The 6,516-nt window shown below is 65.2% G+C and carries 6 protein-coding genes; 3 read left to right on the plus strand and 3 right to left on the minus strand.

The annotated features are described in order from the left end of the window. Positions 1–94: 94 nt before the first annotated feature. The 3 genes from cgtA to rplU all read right to left on the minus strand — a co-directional run bounded on the left by cgtA (position 95) and on the right by rplU (position 1,915). Positions 95–1,147 (minus strand): Obg family GTPase CgtA, encoded by a 1,053-nt coding sequence (gene cgtA / locus R1L06_RS20295; RefSeq protein WP_049434686.1) that lies wholly within the window; start codon positions 1,145–1,147, stop codon positions 95–97. A 177-nt stretch (positions 1,148–1,324) separates the two neighbouring features. Beyond that, on the minus strand, positions 1,325–1,588 hold the full coding sequence (gene rpmA / locus R1L06_RS20300; RefSeq protein WP_005415704.1) for a 50S ribosomal protein L27: 264 nt from the start codon (positions 1,586–1,588) through the stop codon (positions 1,325–1,327). An 18-nt stretch (positions 1,589–1,606) separates the two neighbouring features. Beyond that, positions 1,607–1,915 carry a 50S ribosomal protein L21 gene (gene rplU, locus R1L06_RS20305; protein ID WP_005408557.1) on the minus strand — a complete coding sequence of 103 codons (309 nt, stop codon included), beginning with the start codon at positions 1,913–1,915 and terminating at the stop codon, positions 1,607–1,609. A gap of 316 nt (positions 1,916–2,231) precedes the next feature. On the opposite strand from rplU, the gene uvrA reads away from it, so the two are divergent. The 3 genes from uvrA to R1L06_RS20320 all read left to right on the plus strand — a co-directional run bounded on the left by uvrA (position 2,232) and on the right by R1L06_RS20320 (position 6,465). Next, positions 2,232–5,234: an excinuclease ABC subunit UvrA gene (gene uvrA, locus R1L06_RS20310; RefSeq protein WP_317218584.1), complete on the plus strand. Its 3,003-nt coding sequence runs from the start codon at positions 2,232–2,234 to the stop codon at positions 5,232–5,234. Then, entirely contained in the window at positions 5,234–5,641 is a 408-nt protein-coding gene (locus R1L06_RS20315; RefSeq protein WP_006424673.1) for an acyl-CoA thioesterase, read from the plus strand. The genes uvrA and R1L06_RS20315 overlap by 1 nt, the downstream gene beginning before the upstream one ends. Before the next feature lie 98 nt (positions 5,642–5,739). Beyond that, on the plus strand, positions 5,740–6,465 hold the full coding sequence (locus R1L06_RS20320; protein WP_317218585.1) for an enolase: 726 nt from the start codon (positions 5,740–5,742) through the stop codon (positions 6,463–6,465). The last annotated feature ends 51 nt before the right edge of the window (positions 6,466–6,516 follow it).

A 6,516-nucleotide genomic window follows, 5' to 3' on the forward strand; every position in this document is an offset into this window, starting at 1 on the left:
CGGCAACCCCGAGGAATGCCGGCCAGCGGCCGGCACTACCGGAAAATGAAAAACCCGGCCGAAGCCGGGTTTTTCGCATGGAACCACAACAGCATTACTGCGCGTTGCGGGCTTCCAGCTCGTCTTCCTTCTGGCGATCGAAGAAGGCCATGATCCGGCTCATGATCGGGAAGGTACCTTCGCGGCCCAGCGCGGAAACCAGGAACCACGGCTCCTTCCAGCCCAGCTCGGCGACGATCTGTTCGGCCGCAGCCTTCGCTTCGTCTTCAAACATCAGGTCGGCCTTGTTCAGCACCAGCCAGCGCGGCTTCTGCAGCAGCTCCGGATCGTGCTTTTCCAGTTCGCGCTCGATCGCGCGCACCTGCTCGACCGGGGAAATGCCTTCCACACCGCCTTCCATCGGCGAGATATCCACCAGGTGCAGCAGCAGGCGGGTGCGCTGCAGGTGGCGCAGGAACTGCGCACCCAGGCCGGCACCGTCGGCAGCGCCTTCGATCAGGCCGGGAATGTCGGCAATCACGAAGCTGCGGTAGTTCTCCACCTTCACCACACCCAGGTTCGGGTACAGCGTGGTGAACGGGTAATCGGCCACCTTCGGCGTCGCCGCCGAAACGGCACGGATCAGGGTGCTCTTGCCGGCATTGGGGAAGCCCAGCAGGCCGACGTCGGCCAGCAGCTTCAGTTCCAGCTTCAGCGTGCGCTCTTCGCCCGGCTCGCCCGGCAGCGCCTGGCGCGGCGAGCGGTTGGTCGAGCTCTTGAAGTGCATGTTGCCGAGGCCGCCGCGGCCACCCTGGGCCACCAGCAGACGGTCGTTATGTTGGGTCAGGTCGCCGATGACTTCATCGGTGGCGACGTTGATGACCACGGTGCCGACCGGCACGGTGATGGTCAGGTCTTCGCCGCCCTTGCCATAGGCCTGGCGGCCCATGCCGTTCTCGCCACGCTGCGCCTTGAAGATGCGGTCATGGCGGAAGTCGACCAGGGTGTTCAGGTTTTCGTCGGCGCGGATATACACGCTGCCGCCCGCACCGCCGTCGCCGCCGTCCGGGCCGCCGAGCGGAATGAACTTCTCGCGACGGAAGCCAATGCAGCCGTTGCCGCCGTTGCCGGCGAACACTTCGATTTCTGCTTCGTCTACCAGTTTCATTGTTTCGATGCCTGCGATGGGCGCGGCCTGCCTGCCGACGCCTTGAATGTTATGCCAGCCGCTGGCCGGCAACCCGGCCTGGCCGGTCTTGCTTTCACTCTAACGAAAAGCCCCGCCGAAGCGGGGCTCTTCATGCAGCACCCCCATGCCGAGGCACGGGTGCCGGCGATGCCTGGATCAGGCGTCGGCCGAGACGATGCTGACGGTGCGGCGCTTCTTGGCGCCCTTGACCGAGAACTCCACCTTGCCGTCCACGAGGGCGAACAGGGTGTGGTCACGGCCCAGGCCAACGCCCGAACCCGGGTGGAACTGGGTGCCGCGCTGACGCACGATGATGTTGCCGGCTTCGATGGCCTGGCCGCCGAAGATCTTGACGCCCAGGTACTTCGGGTTGGAGTCGCGACCGTTGCGCGAGGAGCCTACGCCCTTTTTATGTGCCATGACTGCTTCTCCTGATGCTTAGCCGGCGATGCCGGTGATCTCGATTTCGGTGTAGTACTGACGGTGACCCTGACGCTTCATGTGGTGCTTGCGGCGACGGAACTTGATGATCCGGACCTTGTCAGCACGACCCTGGGACAGGACCTTGGCGGTGACGGCAGCGCCCTTCAGCGCATCGCCCAGCTTCACGCCGTCGCTGTCACCCAGCATCAGGATGTTGTCAAACTTGATCTCGCTGCCGACTTCGACTTCGAGCTTTTCAATGCGGAGCTTTTCGCCCTGCGCCACGCGGTATTGCTTACCGCCGGTGACCAGTACTGCGTACATGACCAGGCCTTCCTCTGTAGTTATTGTGGTCTGAGCTGCCGCCATCGAGGGCGGACAGGAGCGGAATTGTACGCAGATCAGCGGGCGCGGGTCAAGTCAACCCCTGAACGGCCCGGGGGCCCGGCCGGAACGGGGTCAGATCCCTTTTCACGTCGTGAAAAGGGATCTGACCCCTGCCTGTCGGCCTGTCTCACCAGGTGAGACATCGGGCTGGCATTGTCGCCCATTGCCCCCATCTGGTCACCTCGGTAGGCTGACCGATTGCCGTTCCCTGCTGGCCCGGCACCCAGCCAACGCCCCCACAACCGGATCCCCCATGGCGATGGATTTCATCCGCATCCGCGGCGCGCGGACGCACAATCTGAAGAACCTCGACCTCGACCTGCCCCGCGACAAGCTGATCGTGATCACCGGCCTGTCCGGTTCGGGCAAGTCCTCGCTGGCGTTCGACACCATCTATGCAGAAGGCCAGCGCCGCTACGTCGAGTCGCTGTCGGCCTATGCGCGCCAGTTCCTGAGCGTGATGGAAAAGCCGGACCTGGACCACATCGAAGGCCTGTCCCCGGCCATCTCGATCGAGCAGAAGTCGACCTCGCACAACCCGCGCTCGACGGTCGGCACCATCACCGAGATCTACGACTACCTGCGCCTGCTGTACGCCCGCGTCGGCACACCGCGCTGCCCGGACCACGGCTACCCGCTGGAAGCGCAGACGGTCAGCCAGATGGTCGACCAGGTGCTGACGCTGGACCCGGAACAGCGCTACATGCTGCTGGCGCCGGTTATCCGCGACCGCAAGGGCGAACACGCACAGGTGTTCGACCAGCTGCGTGCGCAGGGCTTCGTGCGTGTGCGCGTGGACGGCGAGCTGTATGAAATCGATGCGGTGCCGCCGCTGGCGCTGCGCCAGAAGCACACCATCGAGGCGGTGATCGACCGCTTCCGCCCGCGCGAGGACATCAAGCAGCGCCTGGCCGAGAGCTTCGAGACCGCACTGAAGCTGGGCGATGGCATGGCCTCGGTGCAGAGCCTGGACACCGCCGACGCCACGCCGGCGCTGTTCTCCTCCAAGTACTCCTGCCCGGTGTGCGACTACTCGCTGCCGGAGCTGGAACCGCGCCTGTTCTCGTTCAACGCACCGATGGGCGCCTGCCCCGGCTGCGATGGCCTGGGCATCGCCGAGTTCTTCGACCCTTCGCGCGTGGTGGTGCATCCGGAGCTGTCGCTGGCCGCCGGTGCGGTGCGCGGCTGGGACCGCCGCAACGCCTACTATTTCCAGCTGATCGCTTCACTGGCCAAGCACTACAAGTTCGACGTGGATGCCGCGTGGAACTCGCTGCCGGCCAAGGTGCAGCAGGCCGTGCTGTACGGCAGCGGCGACGAGACGATCACCTTCACCTACTTCACCGAAGCCGGCGGCCGCACCCAGCGCAAGCACCGCTTCGAGGGCATCATTCCCAACCTCGAACGCCGCTACAAGGAAACCGAGTCGCCTGCGGTGCGCGAGGAGCTGTCCAAGTACATCAGCGAACAGCCGTGCCCGGAATGCAATGGTGCGCGCCTGAACAAGGCGGCGCGCAACGTGTTCGTGGCCGATCGCCCGCTGCCGGAGCTGGTGGTGCTGCCGATCGACGAGGCACTGAAGTTCTTCAGTGAACTGAGCCTGCCGGGCTGGCGTGGCGAGATCGCCGCGAAGATCGTCAAGGAGATCGGCGAACGCCTCGGCTTCCTGGTCGATGTCGGCCTGGATTACCTGACCCTGGAGCGCAAGGCCGACACCCTGTCCGGTGGCGAGGCACAGCGCATCCGCCTGGCCAGCCAGATCGGTGCCGGCCTGGTCGGCGTGATGTACGTGCTCGACGAGCCGTCGATCGGCCTGCACCAGCGCGACAACGAACGCCTGCTCGGTACCCTCACCCGCCTGCGTGACCTGGGCAATACGGTGATCGTGGTCGAACATGACGAGGATGCGATCCGCCTGGCCGACTACGTGCTGGACATCGGCCCGGGCGCGGGCGTGCACGGCGGCGAGATCGTCGGCCAGGGCACCCTGCAGGACATCCTGGAGGCACCGCGCTCGCTGACCGGCCAGTACCTGTCGGGCAAGCGCGCGATCGAGATTCCGGCGCGCCGGCACACGCCGAACCCGAATATGACCCTGCACCTGCGCGGGGCGACCGGCAACAACCTGAAGGGCGTGGACCTGGCGATTCCGTCGGGCCTGCTGACCTGCGTGACCGGCGTGTCCGGCTCGGGCAAGTCGACCCTGATCAACGACACCCTGTTCTCGCTGGCCGCCAACGAGATCAACGGCGCCTCACACCCGATCGCTCCGTACAAGGAGATCGATGGCCTGGACCTGTTCGACAAGGTGGTGGACATCGACCAGTCGCCGATCGGCCGCACCCCGCGTTCGAACCCGGCTACCTACACCGGCCTGTTCACGCCGCTGCGCGAACTGTTCGCACAGGTGCCCGAAGCGCGTGCGCGCGGCTATTCGCCGGGCCGCTTCAGCTTCAACGTGCGCGGGGGCCGCTGCGAAGCCTGCCAGGGTGACGGCCTGATCAAGGTCGAGATGCACTTCCTGCCGGACGTGTACGTGCCCTGCGACGTCTGCCATGGCAAGCGCTACAACCGCGAGACGCTGGAGATCCTGTACAAGGGCTTCAACATCAACGACGTGCTGGAAATGACCGTTGAGGATGCGCTGAAGCTGTTCGAACCGGTGCCGTCGATTGCGCGCAAGCTGGAAACGCTGGTCGACGTCGGCCTGAGCTACATCAAGCTGGGCCAGAGCGCGACCACGCTGTCCGGTGGTGAAGCGCAGCGCGTGAAGCTGTCCAAGGAACTGTCGCGCCGCGATACCGGCCGCACCCTGTACATCCTCGACGAGCCGACCACCGGCCTGCACTTCCACGACATCGAAGCGTTGCTGGGCGTGCTGCACAAGCTGCGCGACGAGGGCAACACGGTGGTGGTGATCGAACACAACCTGGACGTGATCAAGACCGCCGACTGGATCGTTGATCTGGGTCCGGAAGGCGGCCATCGCGGCGGCACCATCCTGGTCACCGGCACGCCGGAAGACGTGGCGGCCTGCCCGCAGTCGTACACCGGCCAGTTCCTTGCGCGCATGCTGCCGTCCACCCACGCGCGCCCGGAGCAGCCGGCCGCCGTGGCGAACAAGCCCGACGCCCGCCCGCCGCGCAAGGTGAAGCCTGAAAAGGCCGAGAAGCCGGCGAAGAAGGCCGTGGCTGCCAAGAGCACCGGCAAGACCAGCAAGACCGCAACTGCCAGCAAGAAGAAAAAGGACGCCTGATGAGCAGCGAACACAAGATCCTGGCCCGCATCCCGATCAGCGTGCGCTGGCGTGACATGGACAGCATGGGCCATGTGAACAACGCCAAGTACATCTCCTACCTGGAAGAAGCGCGCGTGCGCTGGATGCTGGGCGTGGACGGTGTGTCGATGACCGACCGCATCGCACCGGTGGTGGCCGCGACCAACGTCAACTACCGGCTGCCGATCGTGTGGCCCAACGACATCCTGGTCGAGCTGTTCGTCGAGCGCCTGGGCAACAGCAGCGTGACCATCGGCCACCGCATCGTCGACCAGCAGGACGAATCGAAGCTCTATTCGGACGGCAACGTGGTGGTGGTCTGGATGGACACCCAGACCGGCAAGAGCGCACCGCTGCCGGAGGCGATCCGCAGCGCGTCGACCTGACGCGCCTGTGGTAGTGCCGGCCGCTGGCCGGCAACCTCCAGATGTATCGCGGATGCCGGCCAGCGGCCGGCACTACCGATCCAATTCAAAGGACTGACATGATCCACCAGACTGAACTGCGCGACCTGCTGCCCGGCATGGTCGCCTTCCCCACCGATGTCTTCCCCTCCGACCAGGCCTGGCTCGGCCAGCACCTGCTGCCGCTGCTGAAGATCGACCTCGGCGTGCTGCGCCCGGAACTGGCCGGCCAGGTGGCAACGATGCTGTGCCCGATCGAGCCGTATGACGGCTGCATCGGCGAGACCACAGAAGAACACCACAACGATTTCACCGGCACCAACTGGATCGCCTTCGAACTGACCGCCGGCAACGAGATGCGCTTCCTCGGCAACGCGGGCTATTTCATCGGTGATGCGGTGCAGGACAAGGATGCGCAGGAACACATCGCGCAGATGCGCGAGAGCTACGCCAAGGCCCGCGATTACCATGCCACGCATGGCCGTCTCGCCTGCTACTCGCGCTATGGCAAGGGTGAGGCCAGCGAGCGCGATTATCTGGATACGCTGGGTGGCCCGATCAGTTTCGGCAACTGGACCGAAACCGCAGAGATTCCCGCGGCATTCGAGCTGGGCTTCACCGAAGCTGCCGATGACCCCAACGCTGCGGACGATGCCGAAACAGTGATCATCACCCGCAATGGCGACAAATTCTTCGCCGTGGCCGACGTAGCCGGCTACAACTGGTGCGCCACCGGTGCCGATGCGATCGTGATGCTGTACGAACCGGAAAGCCGCACGGTGCTGTTCTCGTACGACTGGTCGTAAGCCCCCTGGTAGTGCCGGCCGCTGGCCGGCATTTCGCGTCCTGCCGGCCAG

It is taken from the genome of Stenotrophomonas mexicanensis (assembly GCF_032911605.1).
GTDB classification, from domain to species: domain Bacteria; phylum Pseudomonadota; class Gammaproteobacteria; order Xanthomonadales; family Xanthomonadaceae; genus Stenotrophomonas; species Stenotrophomonas maltophilia_A.

Excerpts from the sequence above, each read along its gene's own strand:
- cgtA (WP_049434686.1), bottom strand. The coding sequence starts at position 1,147 with ATGAAACTGGTAGACGAAGCAGAAATCGAAGTGTTCGCCGGCAACGGC.
- rpmA (WP_005415704.1), bottom strand. The coding sequence starts at position 1,588 with ATGGCACATAAAAAGGGCGTAGGCTCCTCGCGCAACGGTCGCGACTCC.
- rplU (WP_005408557.1), bottom strand. The coding sequence starts at position 1,915 with ATGTACGCAGTACTGGTCACCGGCGGTAAGCAATACCGCGTGGCGCAG.
- uvrA (WP_317218584.1), top strand. The coding sequence starts at position 2,232 with ATGGCGATGGATTTCATCCGCATCCGCGGCGCGCGGACGCACAATCTG.
- R1L06_RS20315 (WP_006424673.1), top strand. The coding sequence starts at position 5,234 with ATGAGCAGCGAACACAAGATCCTGGCCCGCATCCCGATCAGCGTGCGC.
- R1L06_RS20320 (WP_317218585.1), top strand. The coding sequence starts at position 5,740 with ATGATCCACCAGACTGAACTGCGCGACCTGCTGCCCGGCATGGTCGCC.